Genomic DNA, 23970 nt, shown 5'->3' with positions numbered 1-23970 from the left:
GCGAAGTTCGGCGGCGGTTTCCCCAGCCGGCCACCGACTCGGACGCCACTTGGTTTAATGAGCAGGCTTATTTTTGATAGCGAAAACTGGTCATTGAGATCTTGGGTGGACCAGGAGTGCTTCGAGCGCGGTGAGCCTACAAGTCCTCGTCATCGCTAAGTGCCCGTGGATACCCCCCAACCAAAGGCCACCCGACTAACGTTTTCCTATAAAGCTGCCCGAAACCAACACCTAGCAGACGATCACCTTTGAGGAAGCAGCTTTCGCAAATGTTTCCCCACGGTCCATCTCTACGTAGTGGGCCATCAACCATGTAGTCGCCATGAACGAACATTTTACCGCAGCCATCGCATGATGCGACTGTGCCAGTCCATTGTTCATTCCTCGATTTGGTGATGTCATCTTCTAAAGTCGACATGTCGACCGGTTCGGCGAGAGAAATTTTGCTCTTGCGCCTCAAATCGAAAATGCTGGGCGGGATACCGATCGCCAAGCCTGTTCCGAACATCGTCTTCGATTCAAAATCGACAGCATTGATGCGACTAAAGCCTGAGAATAGGCTACCTGCTCCACCCGAACGGACTAGTCCATAAGCCGTGTTGGTAGTAATCCACCGAAGGTCGATGTTTATCACAAACCGCCAGTCAGGAAATGCGTGATAGATGTGCGGATCATGTTCGAGTGTCCCGGTAAAGGAGGTCATATGACCTTCCGGGCGATGTATAGGTACGTTCCGATTTCTGAACCGCAAACGCTTAAAGGAAACTATCTGGCCCACATATCCTTCGTGAGCGAAACCGATCTTATCAACAGGAACGGACTCCACGGGCAGGTTCTCAAGAACCAGGCGATACTGTTGCATCAAGTGGTTTAGCTCGTAGTTCAACTCGGACAGGTGGGTAGCACCAGATAACGGTTGATGACGAATATGGAAGCCCAATGTCGCGGCAAATTCACCTAGACGTGGAACGTTCAGGTAGGTGTATTGGCTTATGATCCCGGCTGACCAGCGCTCTGTCGGGGTAAGCTGGCTCTCAAGCCATGCAAGATATTCTTCCCGAAATTCGTGAAGACGTTCGACCGGATACGCATCCTCATTGTCGTCTATTATCTTGTGATCGGTCCGACATAAAAGCATCAAGTTGTCGGGGCCGTCCCGGTCTCCAAAGAATGGCACCTTACCGCGGGCAGCTGCCCTCTGCGCTCCAACGATGTGCGCAATTTCTCCAGTTAGTGATCGTCCTCCCGCATCTGATTCCCACACGACCTTGCTGCGGCACATTGCGCATCGAGCTGCAAAGATGCCCCATATGAGCTTTTGGGTAGTAGACCTTACGGTCATGATCGATACCGTTTCATATTCTTTATCAGTTCGTCCCACTACTAGCATGCAGCACTTTCACCGCCGAGCAGAATTCCGCTACCCGTAGACGACGATTATCTTGCCAGCCTCAAGTGGGACACTGCACCAACTCGATTGGGGGCGGGCCAATGGTAAACCGTAAAGAAGGTAATTATAACCGCGGAAACGTATACTGATAGCTCAGCTGACAAAAACTCTATGGGGGGGGGGTGGGGAGAATGCAGAGAGTAGACGGTGCATCGGTATTGGGTGGAGAGATAAGTGGTAAGATCCTGAAGCCACGGGCGATTGGTACGGTATGTGGCCACTGCGGTGCGAAAGTTATCTTTACCCTCCTGAACTTTCACCCACCCGGACCGGCTAATTCGATTGCTGCGACTGCGCAATGCCCTGCTTGCAGAAAAGAGAGTGCTTTCTGGTGCATCAATCCAGCAGGTGTCTCAAGCTTCAGCCAAGCGGAGATTTTTGTTCACCCTGCGCCGGCAAACTTTGCTTCGATGCCGGATCAGGCTCATACACTGCCTGAGCCACTTCGTCGGGCGTTAAGCTCGGCCATAGAGGCATATAACGCGGGTATCTACACGGCCGCAGCAGTTTCTGGGCGACGGACCTTGGAGGGTATTTTCAAGTACCTGGTACCGGAAGAGAACCGCAACCTTCCTCTTGCGAGGCTAATTGACCTTGTCAGAGAGAAGAACGATTTATCAGCTCCACTTTCAGCCCTTTCCCATGCAATCCGAACGGGCGGGAATCTAGGTGCTCATTTCGATATGGAGCACGAGCCCGATGAAAGGGTTGCTCGTCAGATCGTTGAACTCCTGAGCTATTTAGTAACCTTTCTTTACGTTCTTCCCGCGCGCATCGAGCGGCTTGAATCCGACCTTAACAGGCCTCCCCGGTAATCCCCCGTTTTTAACGGGGCTCCGCAGTAGAATTCACGCGGCCATAATTTCGCGAAATAACGTGTTGAAATCAGAGGGAAGCTGCTGAGAGTTGCGCAGCTTCTTTCTGCACAGTTTGATATTCGCGCGCTTTTTCTGGGAGATTGAGGTGAGAGTAGCGCTCAGAGCTTGCTATAGGATGCGTTGAATACACAAGCTTAATGAAATCGTTCCAGTATAGCTTCTGTGTAACATCAATAATGTGGTCCAGCGCGTCTCGCTCCGAGCCGCTAATTGGAGGCACGTAGTCCGCGCGTCGCAAAGCAAATTTTTTCTTGTTTTGGCCATACATGTTAAGCGTATTTTCGACAGCAAAGATATTCGAATTGCTCGCCGCCGTCGTCGATATATCGTTCACGTAGGGACCATAATTGTCAAAATACCAATCGATGTTGGTTATCTGTTTTCCTGTCTCAAGGACATGGCGCCAATCCGCCAAATACACCATCTTAGTTAGGCGCGCATTGGAGAGCTCATCACTCATCCGATCAGGGTAATGCTTGATCAAATACGCCATGACGTCTCGGAGTTCGGTCACAGTCCACTTTCCTCCGCATGTGAGGGGTTAGGAATATAGTTGCGAAGGCTTCGGACCATACTCGCAAAGTTGTCGTTATGTTCGTCCATGGCCGCTTGCAGAAATATCTGCTCAAATCGAACGCTGTCTAGAGCCTCAACAACAACGACTGCCAGCGCTTCCTCACCATGGCTAATGCGCTTCACAGCGTACAATCGTGACTGCATCTTTATGTTATCTGCAATCGCCCTCTGCACGCCGTAGCTTTCCTTCTCGTATTTACGACGAGCAGGCTTGTCCGCAGGAAAATCGTTGTCGAAATGCCACCCGTGATCCCAACCTTTTCCAATGCAACCTTCGTCATCGCGATAGTGTGTTCGGCCCGGTTTGGTAAAATTTGGGTTGGGCGAATATCGTCCGCAGGGGATGAAACGCTTGTTCTCAGTATCGTGGATATATATCGAGATGCGAACCTGATCGTCCTGCGTGAGGTTCAAACGCTTCGAAAACGAGAAAAGCATCCCATCGAAAAACTGGCGGATGGCGCTGCCAATCTCATCAATCTGACTATTTGCCTCATCAAGGGATGCCGCTAACGCGCTCATGGTTCGCTCTCTGGAAGCTCGACCGATAGAAAGCGCTAGTTCGAACAGCGCGCTTCCTACCAGGATCCACATAAGGGACGAGCCTAGGATACCTAATCCACCGGCCCATTCCGGAAAACGCCTTTGAGCAGCCTCAAAATCATAAGCTGCAAAGAAACTCGACAACACGACTATCGCCGTGAGTACCGGGCTTATCCAACGGCGATCAAGCAACCAATTCCAAACGCGCAACAGTCAGCTCACAAGTGGAGTGTCCGCGAATCACTTCGCTCTAGTTCTTCAGCATTACAACTATAATTTGGTCGCTCTTGCAATTTCCACCATTTTTCCTGAGACTCTTGACGGGCACAAGCGCACATGTACATTCATGTCTTGCCGCAACGGAATTCGTTCAGGCGGTGCTAAGGGCTGGACGGCTCATGCCACGGTAAAGACGTGGTGCGCAGGGTGGGATTCGAACCCACGATACGGTTGCCCGTATGCCGCATTTCGAGTGCGGTGCTTTCGACCACTCAGCCCCCTCTCCGCTTTCAGATTTGCTGGTCGGCGCATTTGATGCGCAGCTGTCTCATAGTGGCGAAAACTCAGGCTGGCAATTTGCTCAGGCACCGGCATTGTGCCCGAGACGTGCTCTTGAGGCACGCCGTAAAGAGTCTTTGATAACCAAAGGGGCTAATAGTGGATATGATCGAAAAAGTCGCGCTGGCAATCATCAAAGCGGCACCCAAGACAAGTTTTTCAAAAGTTGAGGGCACCCAGATAGACTATTACATCAACGACGAGATCGCCTTCTCGCTTGATGCTTTAGAATTTGCAAAAGCGGCGATTGAAGCAATGAGAGATCCAACGGAGGCAATGACACGAGCTGCCGACGATTGCGAGGTCTTTGGCTTGCCTAAAACTTTGCGAACTCATGACAAATACACTGCAATAATGAATGCGATGATGCGCGTTGCAGCAGAACAGAGGTCTTAGAACTAATCCCCAAGCGCTACGGGCGCATCCCCGCGGCGCGGCCATCTATTGGTTTGCCAGTGTCGTGGCTCCGCGTATTCTACGAATGTGATTCGAAATTAGATGGAATACAGCATGCTCACGGGTGAAATCCGCTCGAAAGTCGATCAGGTCTGGAATGCCTTCTGGGCGGGCGGGATTGCCAATCCGCTGGAGGTGATCGAGCAGATCACCTACCTCCTGTTCATCCGCGGGCTCGATGACATCCAGACGCGCGAGGAGAGCAAGGCGACCATGCTCGGCCAGCCGATCGAGCGGCGGGTGTTTCCGGAAGGGTCCGATGCCCGCGGCATGGCCTATGATAGGCTGCGCTGGTCGCGCTTTCGCCATGAAGACCCGGCGACGATGTATACCATCCTCGATCAGCACGTCTTTCCCTTCCTGCGCGAGATGGGCGAGGCCGGCTCCTCGCATGCCGAGCATATGAAGGGCGCCCGCTTCACCATCCCGACACCGGGCCTCCTGGCCAAGGTGGTCGACATGCTAGCGGAAATTCCGCTCGATGATCGCGATACCAAGGGCGATCTCTACGAATACATGCTGGGCAAGATCGCCTCTGCCGGCCAGAACGGCCAGTTCCGCACGCCGCGCCACATCATCAAGCTGATGGTCGAACTGATGGCGCCGGCTCCAAAGGACGTGATCTGCGATCCGGCCAGCGGCACCTGCGGTTTCTTGGTAGCGGCCGGCGAATATCTGCGCGAGCACCACAAGAGCCTGTTCCGCGATGCCGAACTGAACCGGCATTTCCACCAGGCCATGTTCCACGGCTATGATTTCGACAATACCATGCTGCGCATCGGCTCGATGAATATGCAGCTGCATGGTGTCGAAGGTGCTGATATTCGCTACCGCGACTCGCTGAGCACCGGCCATGCCGACGATGCCGACAAATATTCGCTTGTTCTCGCCAATCCGCCCTTTGCCGGCTCGCTGGACTACGAGACAACGGCCGCAGACTTGCTGTCGATCGTCAAGACCAAGAAGACCGAGCTCCTGTTCATGGCGCTGTTCCTCAAGCTGCTGAAACCCGGCGGCCGGGCGGCGGTGATTGTGCCTGATGGCGTGCTGTTCGGCTCGTCGACGGCGCATAAGTCGATCCGCAAGATGCTGGTGGACGATCACAGGCTCGATGCGATCGTGAAACTGCCATCCGGCGTGTTCAAGCCCTATGCCGGCGTCTCGACCGCCATCGTCTTCTTCACCAAGACCAATTCTGGCGGCACAGATCATGTCTGGTTCTACGATGTGCAGGCCGACGGCATGAGCCTCGACGACAAGCGGCAGATGCTGCTCCCGGAGAATAAATTCGGCCCGGTGCCAAAGGCGCCCTTGAGCGCCGGCGACCATGCTAAAAACAACCTGCCCGATGTGCTGGCGCGCTGGCAGCAACGCACCGGCCCAGAGCGCGACAACCCGCGCACCGGCCAGAGCTTTTGCGTTTCCCGCGAGGATATTTCGGCGGCCGATTACGACCTGTCCCTCAACCGCTACCGCGAAGTGACCCACGAAGCCGCGGACCACCGCCCGCCGCAGGAGGTTATTGCGGAGCTGCTGGCGCTGGAGGAGGAGATTGCCACGGGGTTGAGGGAATTGGAGGCAATGCTGTGAGCCTCGCACCTATTGTGAGGCTTGGCGAAGTCGCGGAATTTATTCGCGGTGTCACTTATAAGCCAGTTGACGTTACGACAGCGGATGACCCAGAGGCAATCCCATGCCTGCGCACGAAGAATATTCAGGAGCTCCTCGAGGACGAGGATCTCATATTCATTCCGAGGCGCAAAGTTAAAGCCTCCAAACTCGTTGCTGAAGGCGATATTCTCGTTTCCAGCGCCAACAGCTGGAACTTGGTCGGAAAATGCAGTTGGATACCGTCGCTCAGTTATAACGCAACTTTCGGAGGATTTACTTCCGTTCTAAGAGGCGACCGTTCCGCTATTTATAGGCGCTACCTATATCATTGGTTCTCTTCGTCAAAAGTCCAACAGTTGGCTAGGAGCTTTGGTAAGCAAACCACAAACATCTCAAATCTTGATCACGCTCGCTGCCTTGATCTCAAGATTCCCCTCCCGCCGCTCGATGAGCAGAAGCGGATTGCGGCGATCCTAGATAATGCCGATCAGCTCCGGCAGAAGCGCTGCCAGGCCATTGCCCTGCTCGACAGCCTCACCCAGTCGATCTTTCTAGAGATGTTCGGGGATCCGGCAAGCAATCCGAAGTGCGTCGCGAAGAGACCGTTGGGCGAGCTTATTAAGGTCACAAGTGGAAACGGACTAACTTCAGCACAGATGGACCCAACGGGAGGATATCCAGTCTACGGCGGAAACGGCATCAACGGGTTCCACTCGGAATTTATGTTTGAAGCGCCGCAAATTGCCATTGGCCGAGTTGGCGTCTATTGCGGAGCAATTCACGTCACAAGGCCAAAAGCGTGGATCACAGATAATGCAATGTATGTTTCAAAAAACTTCGCCCATTTGAACGTGACGTATCTCGCCGAGGCACTGCGAATTGCAAATCTAAACCAATATGCTGGCCGCGCCGCCCAGCCGCTCATATCAGGAAGCCGTATATATCCCGTAGAGATTCTTGTTCCCAGCGGAGATCAACAGTCGGCATTTGAGTCGAAACTACTTGCAGCTACAGAGTATGGGGGGCAAGTATCGCGTTCCCAGAAACAGATCGAACTAGTTTTCGCCTCCCTCCAACACCGCGCCTTCTCCGATCAGCTCTGAGGCTTCATGTCCAATTTCGCCTTCCTTGGCCCGGAATTTCCCGAGATCTTCGACAGCGCGAAGCAGGCGGAGAGCTATGCGGCGGGCGATTCGCGGGCCTCTGCTTTCTATGCAAAGGCGCACAGTGGAGCTGGCGGTGCAATGGGCTTACAAGCACGATGCCAGCCTGCATTTTCCCTATGACGACAAAATTTCCGCGCTGATCCACGAGCCGAGTTTTGTCAGACGCGCCGGGCAGGCTGTCTTCACCAAGGCCAAGCTGATCATCCGCATCGGCAACCAGGCGGTGCATGAAAACCGACAGACGCAGGCGAAGGACGCCAGCGATGCGGTGCGCGAGCTGTTCCACCTGTGTTTCTGGCTGGCGCGCACCTATGGCCGAAACCCGCCCGCCGACGGCCTGAGTTTCGACCCGGCGTTTCTCACCCGTAAGACAGACATGGTGAAGAAGGCCTTTGTCGAGCTGACCCGGATGAAGGCGGAGACCGAGGCGCGCGACAAGGCGTTTGCGGATCTCTTGCGCGACAAGGCCGAGCGCGATGCGGAACTGCAAGCCCTTCGCGACGAGATTGCCCGCGTGCGACGGCAAAACGAGGCGCGGCCGGACGCCCATGACTATTCGGAGGCCGAGACCCGCGATCTCTATATCGATCTGTTGCTGCGGGAAGCCGGCTGGCCGTTGACCGAGGCCCGAGACCGGGAATTTCCCATTGCCGGCATGCCCAACCAGAAGGGCGAGGGTTTTGCCGATTACGTGCTGTGGGGCGACGACGGCAAGCCGCTGGCGGTGATCGAGGCCAAGCGCACCAAGCGTGATGCCACCGCCGGCCAGCAGCAGGCCAAGCTCTATGCCGACGGGCTGGAGCGGCAATTCGGCCAGCGGCCGGTGATTTTTTACACCAATGGCTATGACCACTGGCTGTGGGACGATCTGGCCTATCCGCCAAGAAACGTCTCCGGCTTCTACAAGAAGGACGAGCTGCAGCTGCTGATCCAGCGTCGGCAAAGCCGGCGAGCGATCGCCAACATTCCGATCAACACCAAGATCGCCGGCCGCTACTACCAGACACGCGCCATCGCCCGCGTGGCCGAAAATTTCGAGACGCTGAAGGCCCGCAAGGCACTGCTGGTGATGGCGACCGGCTCCGGCAAGACGCGCACGGTGATTGCGCTGGTGGACCAGCTGATGCGGGCCGGCTGGGTCAAGCGCGTGCTGTTCCTGGCCGACCGCGTGGCGCTGGTGAACCAGGCGGTGCGCGCCTTCAAGGCGCATCTGCCGGATGCCTCGCCAGTCAACCTGGTGACGGAGAAGACTGCGGAAGGCCGCGTCTTCCTCTCCACCTATCCGACCATGATGAACCTGATTGACGAGCGCCAAGGCGGCCAGGTGGGCTGCCAGACGGGTGGAAAGCTGGCGGGCACCGCCCGCTTCGGCCCAGGCCATTTTGACCTCGTCATCATCGACGAGGCGCACCGCTCGGTCTATCAGCGCTATGGCGCAATCTTTGATTATTTCGACAGCCTGCTGGTGGGACTGACCGCGACACCCAAGGACGAGATCGACCACAACACCTATGGTCTGTTCGACCTGGAAGACGGCGTGCCGACCGACGCCTATTCCCTCGACAAGGCGGTGGAGGACGAATATCTCGTTCCGCCGCTCTCGGTCTCCGTGCCGCTCAAGTTCGTCCGCGAGGGCATCCGCTACGACGACCTCTCCGAGACGGAAAGAGAGCAGTGGGACATGCTGGAATGGGACGAGGAGGACGGCGACCCACCCGACAGCGTCAATGCCGAGGCGGTCAACAAATGGCTGTTCAACGCTGACACCGTCGACAAGGTGCTGGCCCATGTGATGACCGAGGGCGTGAAGGTGGCGGGCGGCGACCGGCTGGGCAAGACCATCATCTTCGCCAAGAACCAGGCCCATGCGGAGTTCATCGAGCTGCGTTTCAACAAGGCCTATCCGCATCTGGCCGGGCATTTTGCCCGGGTCATCACCTTCAAGACCGAATACGCCCAGAGCCTGATCGATGATTTTTCGAAGAAGGACGCAGGCCCTCATATCGCCATATCCGTCGACATGCTCGACACCGGCATCGACGTGCCCGAGGTGGTCAATCTCGTGCTGTTCAAGCTGATCCGCTCCAAGACGAAATTCTGGCAGATCATCGGCCGCGGCACGCGTCTCTGCCACGACCTGTTCGGCCCCGGCGAGGACAAGGAGTTCTTCCGCGTCTTCGACTATTGCCAGAACCTCGAATTCTTCCAGCAGAACCCCAAGCCCGACGAGGTCAGAAATGCCCGCTCGCTCAGCGAGCGCCTGTTTGCCGCCCGCTTCGATCTGGTGCGGGGGCTAGACGAAAAACACGCGCGGGAGCGGCCGCCAGGTGTCGCCGAAGAGGGCGTCGCCTACGATGCCGGACCGGACGCGGCACCGACCGAGCCAAAAATCAGGGCCGGGGCTCTCGATTTCCTGATGACCTATGTCGGCACCATGAACCTCGACAACTTCCTCGTGCGCACGAGACGCAAGCTGGTGGAAAAATACCAGGCGCCGGAGGCCTGGAACAGCCTGTCCGACACCATGCGCGACGAACTGCTGGACGAGGTGGCGCCGCTGCCCAACCAGATGAAGAGCGAGCCGGAGGAGGCCAAGCGCTTCGACCTGCTGATGTTCAACCTGGAGCTGGCGCTGCTGAAGGGGTCGAAAAGCTTCGACCGGTTGAAGAAACAGCTGATCGAGATCGCCGCGGCGCTGGACGAGCAGACTGCCATCCCGCCGATCGCCGCGCAGCACGCGCTGATCCTCGACATTCTCTCCGACCCCTGGTGGGAGGGCATCACCGTGCCGCTGCTGGAACTGGTGCGTCTGCGATTGCGCGGTCTTGTTCATCACATCGAAAAGGGCCGCAAGGCGATCGTCTACACCAACTTCATCGACGAGCTGGGTCACGGCATCGAACACGACCTGCCGGAAGTGGGCGCCGTGGATTTTGCCCGCTTCAAGAAGAAGGCCCGGCATTTCCTGCGCCAGCACGAGGACCACATCGCCATCGCCAAGCTGCGCCACGGCAAGCCGCTGACGGAAACCGACATCGAGGAACTGCGGCAGATGCTGCTTGCCGCCGGCATCGGCGAGCCCGCCCATATCGAAAAGGCCAGTGAACTCGCCCATGGCTTCGGCCCGTTCATCCGCTCGCTGGTCGGACTCGACCGTGCCGCCGTCGCCGAAGCCTTTAGCAGCTTTCTCTCGGATGCCAGCGTGACCGCCGACCAGATCGAATTCCTCGACATGGTGATCGAGCACCTGACCGAGAAGGGTGTGATGGATCCCGGCCTGCTCTATGAAAGCCCCTTCATCGACATGGCACCGGAAGGGCCGCAGCAGGTGTTCGACTTCGAGAAGACGAAAAAGCTGGTCGAGGTGATCAGGGTATTGAACGAGAGTGCGGCGGGATGAGCCACTGCACTAGCGATCTGCCAAACTGAATCGATCGCCAGCCTGATTGAAAAAACGTGTATTGAGTTCGAGATGAGCGGCAGACCTTTTGTTGCCAGTAAGGCAGCGATTCCCATAATCGTCTAAAGAGCCCACGCAAACATTCAGCCATAGTCTAAATTCGCCTACATCGAATTGCCAAATATTCGGCCGCAACCAGTCTCCCCCAATACTTTCTCGAACGCGAGAGAGCTTACAAATGGTCATAGCGAAGTTGACTGGATTGTTGCCGGACTGCTCCCAAAGAAAATCGTCATGGTGAAACAGATCGAAGTCTGGCTCGCTGAACTCGTAGCCGTAGATTTTCTTTACCTCGTCGAGAGAGGTGTATGGATGCGTATGGAAGCTCCCTAGCATTGTCCTATGAGGCGCCCACCTACTCATGACATCATTTTTTAAGCGCGCCGCTTTAACGTGCGGCTTTACCGATTCACTCGTCCGTTCGGCTGATATACTGACGCTTAGTTTTTCCAGATGAAATACAGTCTCTTCCTGAGAAACCCGTTTCGAACCCCATAGGTAGCCAAATGTCTCAAGCCCATTCAGGACTGAACGCCGGCCGTCTCCCAAGCTGTAAGCTTCAATAGCAGCCATAGCCATGCTTTCGAGGACGTCGTCTGATACTGTGATTCTAAACATGTATGTCTCAGGTCAAGTGGCACCGAAAGTAGTAGTTATAGCGCACGTTACAGCGAAACTATGGTATATTCTGTCGTAAAACAAACCCTCAACGGTAAACTCACTCCACTTTGGTGCTTAAGATTGGCGCTTGCCGTACTGCATTCGTCGCGGGTCAACTAGGACTGATCTAGGACCCCAAGGGACCCTTCTCCGCCCGCTCCATGTCATCTCGGCTTTCTAAGATGTTCAGTTGTCGGTCCTGCCACTCTTTGAGAGTCTGACCACTCGTTGCAATGCGCCAAGATGTACGCCCGTTAGTATTTCTGTTTCGTACAACAGCAGCAGCCGCGCTGGGGCTAGCAAACGTGACGTCTTCAACGAACTCGACATAGTTCGGATCATTAGATTGAACGAGACGTCCGTCCTGGATCAGTTGCTGTCGTAAAGAACTGTAGATGTTGGTGGTGAAGCTTTCTGTCGTTCCTCGGGAACCGGCGATTACGGTGACTTCACCGTCCAGCTCAATGGCTTTTGCCTCATAGCCATACTTTCCGCTCGTTAGGATCAGCTGAAGCCCGGAGTTCTCGGAAAGCACCACTTTTTCGGGCTGGCGAGGCTTCAGCGCATTGACCTTCGGGCGGAGGAAGTCGAAGCCGACAACCGGCAGCACCACCTGTACCTGAGCTATGAAGAACTCCATATCAGCAATATCGCTCTCAGGCAGGCTCTTACGGGCTGGCTCGTTACCATTAGCTACGTTTGCACGGTCTGCCAATTTTGTGATTTCCACGAAGCGACTTTCGAGGTAGCGGACGTGCGCTTTTGTAAGGTTTAAGTCCTTTGAGGTTACAAGGCATGCTCGCGTCCAAAAATCCTTCGAAGGGTCTTTAGAGTGCGATTTTAGACGGTCTATGACACTGTCGCCTTCACCGATATAAACACGCGATTTGCTCGACTGGTCTGGGTCATCTCCTACAAGAAAATAGACTCCGGTTCGTGAAGCTTCGGATCGTAGAAGCGCTTCAGCGAGACGTGAGCGAGGAGTGACAACAACGTGCCCAGTCCAGTTCATTATCTCGGCCGTGATGATGCCCGTTGGTGTACCATCAACGAGGTAAAGTCTCACGCTTCGTCCATGGACCATTGGTTAGCTCTCACTTCGTTTCGTCGCAGCTATAAGCTTCCTAGTCCAAGCGTGAGCTTTCGATGTAGAACGCGGTGGCAGTTGGCGCAAAGGCATTTCAAGTCATCTGTGAATGAGCGATGCCCCTGATGCATCTTCGAAACGTGCGTGCGATGATGGTGGACCTCGATACAAGCAGTACCCGCGTCCCCATATTGCTCCACTGGATCAAGCCTACAGTCTTCACAAAAGAGCCGCCCGTGTTCGGCAATGAACTCTTCGCGTTTTAGCTTCGCTAATCCATGCTGTCGCTCTCGCACAAGGTGCTGAACGATCTTCGGGTTGCCCTCAATCCAAGCCTTCTCTTCCTCTGTGGCAATAATCTGGGCGATGCCTTCTACGACCTCGCGCGGTTTGGACCTCGGTCTACGGTCGGCAGACACTACCTTTGTTACAATCCAGAGACCTGCTTCCTCAAGAAGATTGAAACAGATAGTCCCCCAGCCTGCACTGAAATGGACGGGAAGAGCTTCGATACCAAGTGCCTCCTCCATGGCTTTTCCGAAAACCTTCTTTGGTGCCAGACGGACGCCGTCGTCAGTTAAGACGTCGTAGTCGCGTGAGGCTGAAAAGTTCGCAGCATCTTCGCCATTTAAAAGCTTCTCAACCGCCCGATGAATGTGTTCTGTCGTTACCTTACGAAGCTCGCTCGCGGGTAAGCGCGCAATAGTTCCTTCCTCGTTAACCGCGCGAAGGATGGCGACTAACTTATTACTGTCATGAAGGTCTGTTGTTATTAGAAGCCTGCGCCACGCACCATGACTTTGGGTGCCGGCATTCATTGCTCGCACCAGTTCATCAAAACGCTGTTCTACTTGAGCTGCGCGATCGAACGAAAGTTCTCGTTCGAACAGAGGGGCTGCTTGGACGGGTTCGCTATCCAGATAAATTTCGTACGTGATGTGGGCCCCATCCAGACGGGTCAGAATTAATTCTAAGGCGCTTCGATAGTCGCGGTTTCTCGTCGTACCGCTGCGACTATGCAGAACTATGTCCCGCGAGTTGATGTCGATCTTCGAGTTCAGTGTATCGCCAGCGTCATTCATTAGAAACATCTGTCCACGCACCGCCGCTGTTTGCTGATCGCGACAAACTAGCGGCAGTGGGTGAATAGCATGTAAACGCTCGAGGAGACCGCACATATCCGCAATACAGGCACACGCTCTAACCATGCCAGATGGGGTCAGCTTGCCGCTTACGATGGGAATGGGTGTGCAGACACCTCTTTTCTAGTCGTCCAGCGCTCAAGGCAGCCATGGCGTGATTTACGCGATCTGTCGACGGAAACGGTTCTCAGGACTGATTTGACTAGATCGCCGAACAAGAACTAATGCAGTCATCGTCAGCGCCGACAACTTTGCGAGCTCCCTCAAGCCAGTTTCGCCCCCAGTGGTATTGGTCAGCCTCTCTCAATGAGAGCCCAAATGGCGCTTTGGCAATGACTTCTGCTTTGAACCGTTGATAGTCCGGAAACAGTCGCTCTGTGAAACGGCGTCCTGTTAGCTCGTGAAAGCCGCCAATGCTGTCGCAAACTCGGACGTCATATACAGTAAATTCCTCTGGGAAGAGTACCATCAAAATGGACGTAGCAGTTGGCAGGCGAAACATGAAAGGTTTGGACATTACGACTGACAAGCGGCTCTCATTGTCGCGTGCCTCGGATAGCGCCTTGCCAAGTTCCACGGACAGCAATCGAAAACACTTAACTCCGTCCAGCCGTTTCACATGCTTTCCGCTTGCACGGTTCGCCTTCCAAGCCAAAATTGCGTAAAGGTCGATTGGATCGATCATCCCTTCGCTTTCAAACCGCTTCCTAATTTTGGGAAAGAGATTAGTTTCGATTTTGGCGTAGTCCTGCGGCTGCATCAGAAGCTCCCAGCTTGTCGAGCGATCCTGCGGAAGTTCGCGATGTGGCGACAATCAATTTTCAGTTTTCCCCAATTCTGATGCAACAAAATTGCGCAGGCAATCATAATTAAATGCCGGAATTTTTCCTGTGCTGAGAACGTACGTATGCTTCCAAAAGAACGTGGTTCAAAGTAACCCAACGAGCAACTCTTCACCTTAAGTGCGAGGCCATGTCATCCATCTTGCCTGGGCCACAAAGTGAGAAATTTCACGCTGGGCCGCGGTTCAATCTATCGTGCTCACCAGCCCCCCCCCGCACGGATAGGTAAGGAGACAACGGGAAGCGAACAGGCCTCCCGGGCGGTGTCGTCGCGAAGATAAAGGCTCTTAAGCGGAAGAACCGCCTCTGCAAATGATGATTTCGTTCATGCACGAACACTGTGGGATGTTCGAGGACGAGCCGATCTACGGGCTTCTCCCGATCACCCCGTCGACGTATTTGGGAACGTCGCCAAACGTCTGCATGTTGACCGCCTGTCGATCCGCGCCCGCAGCGATTTCGGCTTGAAGATCGAGGTACCACGACTAATCCATTTGAGCCGCTAAAGCGATTTTATTGACCTGAACGGCCATTGTTTGTATTCTTTGTGAGTGCTGACGGGGTCGGCGCTCCCCCACAAAATCGAAAAGGATAGTTCGATGGCACATACCCGTGCAACCATGAATCCGACTACTGAACAGTTGTTACGTTTTACTCCGGTACTAGACGAAGAGAAGCTAAGAAATGCGTCTACGGGGATGAAAGCTTGCGCCGAAGTCTACAGCACTATGCTTGCAACTGCGCGATTTGAGCTTGCTCAGCTTCAGTCACGCCTCGATACTTCCCTCATCCCGAGCGAGAATAATTTTCTTGAAGGCAAAATTACGGAGCTCAAGAATATCATCCGTCCAATGCACGAGACCTTGATCCCGTTGTTGCGATATAACTAGCTTCTCGCTGTTCTCGCGTCGTGGTGCGGCTCTCGCTAAGCCATGACGCGGTCAAACCACGTTTTTGATGAAATCGAGCTTGTTAACGTCCTGTGGCACCAAGCGAATTTTAAACAGCGGTCCACCTGCTACAGTTAGCAAGCGAAGCCCGATAGCTTGAAGATTCACAAAGTAGCCCGAAACGCTCGGGAGCTCTTCGATTTCTGTGAAGACAAAGTCTTCCAGTCGTGGAGCTTCACCGTCGAGGGAATATAGAAGCCGTCTCAGGTCGGTGTCTTGCTGACCGGCTAATTCTGCGAGGAATGACAGCTCGTCGCCGTTAAAAAGTGCGACGAATTGTTTGACGATTTCTCGGGGTCCAGTGACCTCGCATGCCCCACCGCGCTCTAAAGCGCATCGAAGTGCAATGGCGGCATGTCTTTTGCCGATATCCATCGCCTCTGCTGGGCTAATCCCATACCTGTTCAAGGCTACTCCTACAGAGATCGCCGCTGCGTCACGCGCTGAAAACGAAGCTTGGCTGCTCGTCCGAGCTGGTATTTCTCCCCTCCGCCGCCAAACTCGTTGCAAAGTGGTGCTCAATCCGCTCACTTTTTCTAGCTGAGCGGGTGTGAGGTTGGTCAGCACGATTTCCATCTCGAGCCCGGCTATCGCTCTAGTCTCTCCGTTAGTTTCCACTGTCACTCACTTTCGCTAAGGCTGAAAGATCAGCATAGACGACCCGCAATTAATTTAAAAGCGTTTATTGTTCACGCTATGTGCCCGTTGACGAGTAGCTTGGCGCTTCATAGATATTACCGTGAAGCAATAACGCTTTCTTGCAGATTGCGTAAAGGGTATGAAATGATCAGCACTGAACTAAAAATGCACATCAGTAAGGCACGTGCATTTGCCGCATTTACATCTGGTTCGTTGGAAGCCGGGGATGAAATCGTCGCATCCGCACTCGAAACGCTGGGGGCTAACCATCTAAAGTCCTCCGACAAGCATTTTACCGTGCAGCTTTTTAAAGAGATCGCGAAAGTGATCGCCGATAAGCCTGTGGCGATCCCTGAGAAGCACCAGTGCATCAAGTTACGGTTTATGCGGCTTACGCCGCAGGAGCGTATCGCTTTTTGGCTTGTCGAGTTTTCCCACTTTACCGACGAAGTTGCAGCACAGATCCTCGAACTCGATTCCGAGTCATTCAACTCGCTGTTGATGCCATCCTATAGGAAGTTCTTTCAGGGCATCGCTTTGGAACAGCCTCTGAAACCGTTCACTCCGGTTCTTCTGCATTAGACGCCGTTGTTGGGCGAGCGCCTCGGGATGCTCGACCATGGCAGAAAGGAGCAACAGCATGCACTTCAAAACCCGTCTAGCACGCAAGCTTTATATGAAGCGGGAAGCCGCTATCGTATCGATTATCTCGACCGTTGCTAGCCGGAAGGAAGCCGGCGTTAATGCCGATTACTGCGCCCCTGACGCCACGCGGCTGTCGGAAGATCCTATGTCGTTCAAATTCTTGGCACCTCATCCAGGTCTAGCAACCCGGCGACCCGCCCTCAAGCAGGCAAAAACATCTCGCGGCCACTCAATTTTCCGCGGCAACATCCTCTTTCACGAGAGCCTTCTCGAGCTTCGAGTATCATACAGGCTCCAGACATGGCACGGCGTCCGCGAGATCCATTCGCAGTATCCTCGAGTCACCTACATTGACGACGATGGAAGAACACGGTCTCACACCTTCGACTACTTCGTTGTATTCGAAAACGGTTCGCGGCTAGCTATTGCTGTCAAGATGGATCGCAAGCGGCACTTGATGCTCGACATGCTTTCTCGCATCGAGGAAGGAGGTATATCCGAAAAGGACGGCCCCCGTCTGGCGGACGAAACGCGCCTGATGACAGAACGTGACGGGTCCGTCGCATCCTTTCACAATTGCTCAGAGATCCTCGCTTCGAGAGAGACATGCAGTCCAGCGGCGGAATGTGAACTTCGAGAAATCGTCTGTCGGATGACAGGACGCTTTCGGTTCATGACCCTCCTCTCATCATCCCGCAATGCAGCCGCGCGTCGGGCCGCCGTATGGCGGCTCATCGACCTCGGTGAACTTGTTCCCGAAGGTACGGGTCTTATCAATGAGCTGACTTTTCTCGTACGCGACACGGTCGGCTCCGTTCCGTCTGAGCCTGCTCAGCTCCCAACGGCACGAAACGGATAACCAACGTGTCTTACAGTCATCCCCTTCCAACACGCACCCACACTCATTCCCTCGTCTCTATGAGCCGTGAGGACCGCTATCGTGAAGGTAAGCAGAATTATATTCCGATTTTCTCAGATAGTGAGACCTGCACCTTCGTGCATGAAGGAGACCCAAGTCGGACCATGGTTGTCTCACGTCAAGAGATCTGGCAACGGCTTCGCGCTGGCAAGGCTCAGATCGACTACTACCACTACAGCGTGCCCGTTCAGCGGACGCTCGCCGTCTACGGTGACAGGACGCTTAACTCTTTTAACCCTGAGGTGCAGCGCGCGGCACGTTTGCAAGAGAAGCTGATCATCCGATACGAGATAGAGTGCAGGGAGGCGAAGAAGAGACTTCCGTTTTCAATCAACCTCCAGCCACTGTTGGACCGTTGGTGGGAAGAGGAATTGCTCGGCCCAGATCGAAAGACGAAGAACGGCCGCCGACGCCGCACAGGACAGGCTGTCGCCGAGATCACCAATGCCCCAAGCTGGAAGACGTTTAAACGCAATCGGGATAAGTATATCGGGTCCGGGCGCAACCCCGTCGTTCTGGTGCCGCTCCACCACGGCCCGGGTCGCAGAACGGTAATCGCTTGCCGCGAAAGCGAACTGTTCCACCAGAAAATGTCACGAGAGTACCTCAGCCGTCTGCGCCCGACGTATGCACAGATTCATCAAGGTTATCTCGCCGAGCTTGACGGTGAAAACAAGAGGCGCCTCGGTAAGGGGCTTCCAGAACTTCTCCAGTTCTCACTTACAAAAACAAAAAACACTATCCGTCGCTTTGACGCGTTCGAGGTTATGGCCAGTCGTGAAGGAGAGCAGGCCGCTCTTAAACACTATCGTGACGTGAAGGGTAGTTTCCATGTAGAACGGCCGGGCTCTCAAGTAGAAATTGACGAATGGAGGGGTGACTTGCTCACGCTGCTCGTTAAAACGGGTTGCTGGGCACATCTGCCGGAGGTATTCGCGGAGAGGTTACCCACGACCCTTCGCGTTAGCGTTACTGTCGTGATCGATGTCGCCACTAGATACGTCCTCGGCCTTAAGGTGACGCCGAACCCGTCGGCGGAAGCGGTAGCAGGTGCGCTGCGCATGGCGATGACAGACAAGTCCAACCTTTCTCGTTTGGTTGGTGCGGAGACAGTTTGGTCGGGCATCGTTAAACCCGACTTGGCATCGATGGACAACGGTTCGCCGTTCCTCACCGACCACTTCATCACTGCGGCTCAGTCAATCGGAATCACAGTCGTACGTCAGCCAGCGGGGGATCCTGCACGGCGTCCCTTTATCGAGCGACTCTTTGGCACCATCGGACCTGCAATCACTAACTACCTTGACGGGCGCACGTTTGCCTCAGTGGAAGAGAAAGGTGATTATGACGCCGAAGCCCATGCCAGTGTCTTTGTAGACGAGTTCGCGAGGATCATCGTATTCGCGATCTGTGACATCTACCACCGTAAGCCACACAGCGGTCTGGGGGGCAATACTCCGCATAATGAGTGGGTTGAAGCCTCCAATTCCATTGAGATCAAATACCCGCCGAGCCCTCTTCGCCTGATCGCCGCTTTTGGATACCCGACTACAGCGACGATCCAAAGGGACGGCATTGTCGTGCTGGGGGTTACTTACCGTGACGAGAGGCTCAACGCACTTCGCCGCCGGATCGGCCAAAAACCGATCGAAGTGATGTACGATCTCGTGTACGCGCGCTTTGTCCTCGTTAAGGCGAGAGACGAACAGGAATGGTTTGCGGTCGAAAACTCGCTGGGCCTCGACGATACGGTGTCATTCCACGAATGGCTAGCAGTCCTCAAGGAGGAGCGTGACACTATTGCCGAGAAGACCAAGCAAGACCTCAGCGTCATGCATGCCGGGATCCGTCGTATGCGCCAAACCGGAGAGGCCGCCACTATCCGCGCTAACCTCGGTGCTCGCATCCCCACGCCAAAGGACATGGAAGACCTGAATCGCGAAGTAGTCCGTGGGTGGGAGGCGAATTGTGAAGCGGAAGGAACCATGGAACCCGCTTCTGACGCGACAGCAGTTGGTAGCTTGCTGATTGAGCGTGATCTGGTCGGCCACGCGCCAAGCGATAAAAACGCTGCAGCAGCGGTGCCGGCCACGCCGTCAAGTTCCAAATTTGACGAGCAGGAGGACGACTAGAATGGTTTTGACGATCGATGCGGATTTAATCCGCCGACGAAGCCGTGACCGTTACTTCGAAACCGGTCGGGACAAGCGTTTGCTTCATTTTATTGAAAAACTTCGCGAGAATGCCAGGGCTCTACATACCGGGAGCGGCTCACCGCGACGTTCTCTTTTTGTCATCGGCGAGACAGGGAGCGGCAAGACGCGCTCAATTAAACGCATCTTACCTTTGATTACGGAATGGCAGCCGTTCGATGATCAGTATGGCGACCGCGTAACACCGCTCCTCTGCATAAAGCCGCCGAAGCCCTGCAGCATGAGAACGTTGGCGATCGAGCTTCTAGCCGGGATGTCTGTACCGGTGAGAGGGCGCAAGACAGATGCCGAACTCTACGTCTTTCTCAAAGAACAATTGAAAGAGCGCGGAGTGAAAGCAATCTGGATCGATGAGATGCAGGATGTCCTGCGCAACAATACGCCTAAGGCCATCCAGGCGGTACAGGACGTGCTTAAAGCGCTCGTTCAGATCGAAGGCTGGCCGATCCATACCATTTACTCGGGAGTTCCCGCTCTGGCGACCTTCCTCCAGGGCGACCGACAGCTCGCGCGCAGGTCTTACGTTATGCGCTACGAACCGATGGAATTCCCCGACGACGCCGAATGGATTGAGAAAATCGTGTCGGAAGTCATCAGTAAGGACTGTGGGATGAAGCGCGCCGAAGACACACAAACCGATGTGTTTAGGGAGAAGCTTTGTCGTGCCACCAGCGGCGCTTTCGGACTGTTGGTCGAAATGGTGCAGGAAGCTAGCTTTAGGGCCGCCGACAAGGGCCGTGGGGAGGTCAGACTGTTGGACTTCTCGAAGGTCTACGAGGAAATGACAGGTTGTACGCGTCGAGACAACGTCTTCGTCGCCCCAAATTGGCGCGAGATCGTCTCCGCCAATGCGCTTGATGACATTGCGCCACCGGCAAAAGGAAGGCGGGCATGAAGCTTCCAGTCAACGTGGCTTTTCATTCCGACTCTGAAACGCCCCTCAGCCTCGCGTCACGGCTTGCCAGCGCGATGGGTTATTCGTCCGTATCTGACCTTCTTGGCAATAACACTACGGTTCGGGCCCTCGCTAGGGGCGATGACCATGCGGTCAGGCTGTTGTCCTCATGGTCAGGTGTTCCAGTAGGGAAGCTCCAGCGGTTCGCGGTGCCCATTAGTAAGGAAGCAGGAGAATGGCGGCTCGGTGGAGCCGTGTTCCGTAAAGAGATGAGGGTAGCGGGAAGGTTTCGCTTCTGCCCCCATTGTCTTGATGATGATCTCACGAGCGGTAGCGAACGGCCTCAGGCACGGCCATACGAACGAGCGTCCTGGTTAACCCGTGCGGTCACCGCGTGCACCCGTCACCGTAGACTGCTTGTCGATGCGCCTGATGATGCTCCTACATCAGATGTCGCCGTTTTTGTAGCCGACGGCTGGCACTACAAGTGCGATCCTGGCGCTGCGGCGGACGACGCCGAACTTCAGGTCGATGCATACGTTGAAGGCCGTATCGCAGGAATTCGCACGGCGTCGTTCATAGACTGTCAGGAGGTCCACGTGCTGCTCATACTCTTCCGTTCCCTGGGATGGTTTGCTCACAATCGTCTTCAATCATTTTGCATCGGCGGAGCGATGTCCACTACGTTGAGCATGAGGGCTCTTGGCTTTAAAATTGCCAGTGAAGGGCGTGAAGCGATTGAAACGGTAGTGAAAGAGGCGATTGTTTCACATCGACCCGCCGCGCACGAGATCACGGAGTTCTTCGGCCCACTTGTTCGCCGTTTTCGCCGCAATGCCGACGTTGCCGCCTATGACGAAATCATCGGGCTATTTCAGAATTTGGTAGAACGCTACGTTCCCGTCGGGCCTGGTGATAGGTTCGTCCGTATCGTCGAGCGACGACAGGTGCACTCCGTGCATTCTGCGGCCCGCGACTATTGTATGGATACCTGTCGGGTCAGAATGCTCGTTGACGAAGGAGGGCTCGTCGAACGTTCTGATCTATCTGACCGTAGAGTGTGCTTTTCTGTTGAGGATGCCAAAACTTTCCTTGGAGCCGCCGCTCGCTCAATGACTACTACAGAAGTAGCAGGGGCGCTCGGTACTTACGACCATCGGGTCCGAGATCTGATCGAAATGGGTCTGCTCCCCTACTCCGAAGACGGTGTAAAGGGCACGCGTCCGTACTATCGGATCACAGGTGCCAACCTCGACCGATTTCGTGACCGACTTTTCGATTGCCCCTTGCAGCAGGAGGAAGGCCTCGTCACTCTGGCCTCGGTCTCCCTTCGGAAGTGTTTTACCCAGTCGAGCATAATAAAAATGATAATGGAGAAACGCCTCACTCGCGTCGCCCGTCTAGACGACTCGATGACTCTCGGCAGCCTTCTCGTAGATTTCAGAGAGCTGTCTTCTTTAGCTCAAACGTATCCGGAGAGAGGCGATTTTGCTGTTGAAGGCATCCACCTAAACATGACCGAGGTTAGGGATGCGCTTTCGACCACCGATCCTACAGTAACCGCGCTAGTGAAGCACCGCGTTCTGCCTGTCGAGATTAAGTCAAATCCGCGGTCGAGAAAGTCACAGCCGTTCGTTCATCGGGACGACGTCGACCTGTTCCTCGACAGCCACCGGTCGCTGCACCGAATAGCCAGAGGATGGCGGCGCAACATTGCCTTGATGAGAGACGAGCTAGAGCAGCACGGGCTGAAACCAATTTTCGAAACATCCGGTAAAGTAGCTAGGTACTATCTGAAAGGGGATCTCGTGCGGGTATCATTGTTGCCTCCTAACGCTTAAGTCTGTTCTAGCCTTCAGCATTCGAGCCCGCGTTCCGCGGGCTTTTTTGTGCCCATCTATCTGACAAAGTCATACCTTAGGAGCCAGGAAAGACTAAACAAGGACGCCTAATATGTATAAATCCCATTAATTCAATTAGTTAAGAGGGATCTAGAGACAATCCTGGGAGATCATGACATTTCGGACAGTCGTACGACCTAGCGCGACGCGAAGTTTCGCTTCGTCGCGTGCGCAAACTACCAGCCGTTTCATTGTCGATTTCGCGTGCGACCACTTTGGTTCGCCGGAGAACCTGAAGTCGTAGAAGGCCACCTCCCCCTCCCCGCCTAGCCACGACACCCAACATACGGCAGCAGCAGGTTCATCTGCTCACTCATGACGCCCGGACTGTCGCGTGGGGGATCGACGGTTTGCTGGTTGGTGTTTCCCCAGACGCCGCCGCCGGCCCAGTAGGTGGCGCCGAGGAAGATGTCGGGGCGGGCCACTATGACATCGAGCAGGTCTCGCAGTTCCCGCAGTGAGGCTTTGGTTCGGCCGGTGGCGAATTCGCCGATGAAGATGCGTTTTCGATGTTGGGTCGCCCAGTCCGTGGCGCTCCTCAGGATCCGTTTTCCAATGCCTTCGGTCGCGATCGGGTTGGAGCCGCCAAATCCCTTGTCGAGATACTGGTGCATGTCGAAGCCGTAATTGTCTGCAGGATCGAAAGCTTGCAACATCACGGTGCCGTTCGAGGTCTTCGTCCAGGAATGGGCGCCCGTCCAGGCGATGCCGGAAAACAGCACGGTTCCCGTTGCGCCACGCCGCCTGATTTCGGCGCATGCGGCGTTCTGGGTGTTGAGGTTGAGAATGGGATCCTGGTCATGCGGCTCGTTCATCAGCCCGTACCAGACAAGGCTGTTTTTCCCGTAACGCTGTGCCAGCTCGCCCCAGAACGCCGCGTAGCTTTCGAGCGTTGCAGCTGACGTGCCGTCTCCGATGACGATCTTATCGCGCCTTCCGTAGTCATGCATATCCAGGAGGACAACCGCACCCTCGCCCACTGCCCGGCCGACCAGACGATCGAGGCCCTCAAGTGCCGCCGGCTCAAGCGGTTTTGCAATGTCGGGCTGCAGGCGGTTCCACTTGAAGGGGATCCGAAACACTTTCACGCCCAGAGAGAGGTAATAATTCAGGTTCTCCAGGTGAGGCCACTTCCAACGGCCGCCAATCATCTCGAACTCAGCACCGGCCAGGTTAACCCCGATCAGCGGGCACGTTGCCGTTCGGGCGCCTACGGAAGGACCTGACGACACAACCGACGCCGCCAAAGCGCCAGCGCCGAACAACAAAGATCTTCTTGAGCATTCATTCATGTAAGACGCCTGTAATAAAGATTTTATTATAATATTGATGTACTAAACAATCAACAACTTACGGATTTTTGTGCAACACCTCAGCGA

At 54.9% G+C, this 23970-nt stretch carries 20 protein-coding genes; 11 read left to right on the top strand and 9 right to left on the bottom strand.

The features are described 5' to 3' along the window. Positions 1–136: 136 nt before the first annotated feature. Positions 137–1282 carry a hypothetical protein gene (locus G6K99_RS02300; RefSeq protein ID WP_210261658.1) on the bottom strand — a complete coding sequence of 382 codons (1146 nt, stop codon included), beginning with the start codon at positions 1280–1282 and terminating at the stop codon, positions 137–139. Between the two features lie 299 nt (positions 1283–1581). Here G6K99_RS02300 and G6K99_RS02295 point away from each other — a divergent pair, with 299 nt between their 5' ends. Further along, positions 1582–2265, top strand: a complete 684-nt coding sequence (locus G6K99_RS02295; RefSeq protein WP_174195601.1) for a DUF4145 domain-containing protein — start codon at positions 1582–1584, stop codon at positions 2263–2265. A gap of 70 nt (positions 2266–2335) precedes the next feature. Here G6K99_RS02295 and G6K99_RS02290 read toward each other — a convergent pair whose 3' ends face one another. Then, positions 2336–2821 carry a Panacea domain-containing protein gene (locus G6K99_RS02290; RefSeq protein ID WP_180215445.1) on the bottom strand — a complete coding sequence of 162 codons (486 nt, stop codon included), beginning with the start codon at positions 2819–2821 and terminating at the stop codon, positions 2336–2338. A 17-nt stretch (positions 2822–2838) separates the two neighbouring features. After that, complete coding sequence (locus G6K99_RS02285) at positions 2839–3657, bottom strand: hypothetical protein (protein WP_174195599.1); 819 nt, start codon at positions 3655–3657, stop codon at positions 2839–2841. 447 nt (positions 3658–4104) lie between these two features. Here G6K99_RS02285 and G6K99_RS02280 point away from each other — a divergent pair, with 447 nt between their 5' ends. The 4 genes from G6K99_RS02280 (at position 4105) to G6K99_RS02265 (ending at position 10638) form a co-directional block, all read left to right on the top strand. Continuing rightward, on the top strand, positions 4105–4401 hold the full coding sequence (locus tag G6K99_RS02280) for a hypothetical protein (RefSeq protein WP_174195598.1): 297 nt from the start codon (positions 4105–4107) through the stop codon (positions 4399–4401). A gap of 114 nt (positions 4402–4515) precedes the next feature. Beyond that, the gene (locus G6K99_RS02275; protein ID WP_174195597.1) at positions 4516–6051 is read left to right on the top strand and encodes a class I SAM-dependent DNA methyltransferase; all 1536 of its coding nucleotides are present in this window, start codon (positions 4516–4518) and stop codon (positions 6049–6051) included. Beyond that, positions 6048–7175 carry a restriction endonuclease subunit S gene (locus G6K99_RS02270; protein WP_174195596.1) on the top strand — a complete coding sequence of 376 codons (1128 nt, stop codon included), beginning with the start codon at positions 6048–6050 and terminating at the stop codon, positions 7173–7175. Before G6K99_RS02275 ends, G6K99_RS02270 begins: the two co-directional genes overlap by 4 nt. Positions 7176–7311: 136 nt before the next feature. Continuing rightward, entirely contained in the window at positions 7312–10638 is a 3327-nt protein-coding gene (locus tag G6K99_RS02265) for a DEAD/DEAH box helicase family protein (RefSeq protein WP_371816114.1), read from the top strand. A 9-nt stretch (positions 10639–10647) separates the two neighbouring features. Here G6K99_RS02265 and G6K99_RS02260 read toward each other — a convergent pair whose 3' ends face one another. From G6K99_RS02260 to G6K99_RS02245, 4 genes are all read right to left on the bottom strand, one after another. Further along, positions 10648–11316 carry a hypothetical protein gene (locus tag G6K99_RS02260; RefSeq protein WP_174195595.1) on the bottom strand — a complete coding sequence of 223 codons (669 nt, stop codon included), beginning with the start codon at positions 11314–11316 and terminating at the stop codon, positions 10648–10650. Between the two features lie 169 nt (positions 11317–11485). Further along, complete coding sequence (locus G6K99_RS02255; RefSeq protein WP_371816113.1) at positions 11486–12424, bottom strand: GIY-YIG nuclease family protein; 939 nt, start codon at positions 12422–12424, stop codon at positions 11486–11488. Positions 12425–12471: 47 nt separating this feature from the next. Next, complete coding sequence (locus G6K99_RS02250) at positions 12472–13527, bottom strand: hypothetical protein (RefSeq protein WP_174195593.1); 1056 nt, start codon at positions 13525–13527, stop codon at positions 12472–12474. A gap of 262 nt (positions 13528–13789) precedes the next feature. Beyond that, on the bottom strand, positions 13790–14347 hold the full coding sequence (locus G6K99_RS02245; protein WP_174195592.1) for a hypothetical protein: 558 nt from the start codon (positions 14345–14347) through the stop codon (positions 13790–13792). 681 nt (positions 14348–15028) lie between these two features. On the opposite strand from G6K99_RS02245, the gene G6K99_RS02240 reads away from it, so the two are divergent. Beyond that, positions 15029–15319 (top strand): hypothetical protein, encoded by a 291-nt coding sequence (locus G6K99_RS02240; RefSeq protein ID WP_174195591.1) that lies wholly within the window; start codon positions 15029–15031, stop codon positions 15317–15319. 51 nt (positions 15320–15370) lie between these two features. Here the strand turns inward: G6K99_RS02240 and G6K99_RS02235 are convergent, their stop codons facing one another. Further along, the gene (locus G6K99_RS02235; RefSeq protein WP_174195590.1) at positions 15371–15955 is read right to left on the bottom strand and encodes a hypothetical protein; all 585 of its coding nucleotides are present in this window, start codon (positions 15953–15955) and stop codon (positions 15371–15373) included. A 207-nt stretch (positions 15956–16162) separates the two neighbouring features. Here G6K99_RS02235 and G6K99_RS02230 point away from each other — a divergent pair, with 207 nt between their 5' ends. Genes G6K99_RS02230 through G6K99_RS02210 form a run of 5 tightly spaced genes read left to right on the top strand, consistent with a single transcriptional unit; the run spans position 16163 to position 22531 of the window. Then, positions 16163–16600 (top strand): hypothetical protein, encoded by a 438-nt coding sequence (locus tag G6K99_RS02230; RefSeq protein ID WP_174195589.1) that lies wholly within the window; start codon positions 16163–16165, stop codon positions 16598–16600. A gap of 58 nt (positions 16601–16658) precedes the next feature. Beyond that, positions 16659–17522, top strand: a complete 864-nt coding sequence (locus tag G6K99_RS02225) for a hypothetical protein (protein ID WP_174195588.1) — start codon at positions 16659–16661, stop codon at positions 17520–17522. Positions 17523–17527: 5 nt separating this feature from the next. Continuing rightward, positions 17528–19714, top strand: coding sequence for a DDE-type integrase/transposase/recombinase (locus G6K99_RS02220; RefSeq protein ID WP_174195587.1), 2187 nt, complete (start codon positions 17528–17530; stop codon positions 19712–19714). A gap of 1 nt (position 19715) precedes the next feature. Beyond that, positions 19716–20690, top strand: coding sequence for an ATP-binding protein (locus tag G6K99_RS02215; protein ID WP_174195586.1), 975 nt, complete (start codon positions 19716–19718; stop codon positions 20688–20690). Then, positions 20687–22531, top strand: a complete 1845-nt coding sequence (locus G6K99_RS02210) for a TniQ family protein (RefSeq protein WP_174195585.1) — start codon at positions 20687–20689, stop codon at positions 22529–22531. The genes G6K99_RS02215 and G6K99_RS02210 overlap by 4 nt, the downstream gene beginning before the upstream one ends. 326 nt (positions 22532–22857) lie before the next feature. Here the strand turns inward: G6K99_RS02210 and G6K99_RS02205 are convergent, their stop codons facing one another. Continuing rightward, positions 22858–23856 (bottom strand): glycoside hydrolase family 5 protein, encoded by a 999-nt coding sequence (locus G6K99_RS02205; protein ID WP_174195584.1) that lies wholly within the window; start codon positions 23854–23856, stop codon positions 22858–22860. Between the last annotated feature and the right edge of the window lie 114 nt (positions 23857–23970).

This window comes from Neorhizobium sp. AL 9.2.2 (genome assembly GCF_013317225.1).
Taxonomy (GTDB): domain Bacteria; phylum Pseudomonadota; class Alphaproteobacteria; order Rhizobiales; family Rhizobiaceae; genus Neorhizobium; species Neorhizobium soli.
The sequence above is the reverse complement of the archived record's forward strand: the minus strand, read 5'-3'. Positions and strand labels throughout refer to the sequence as shown.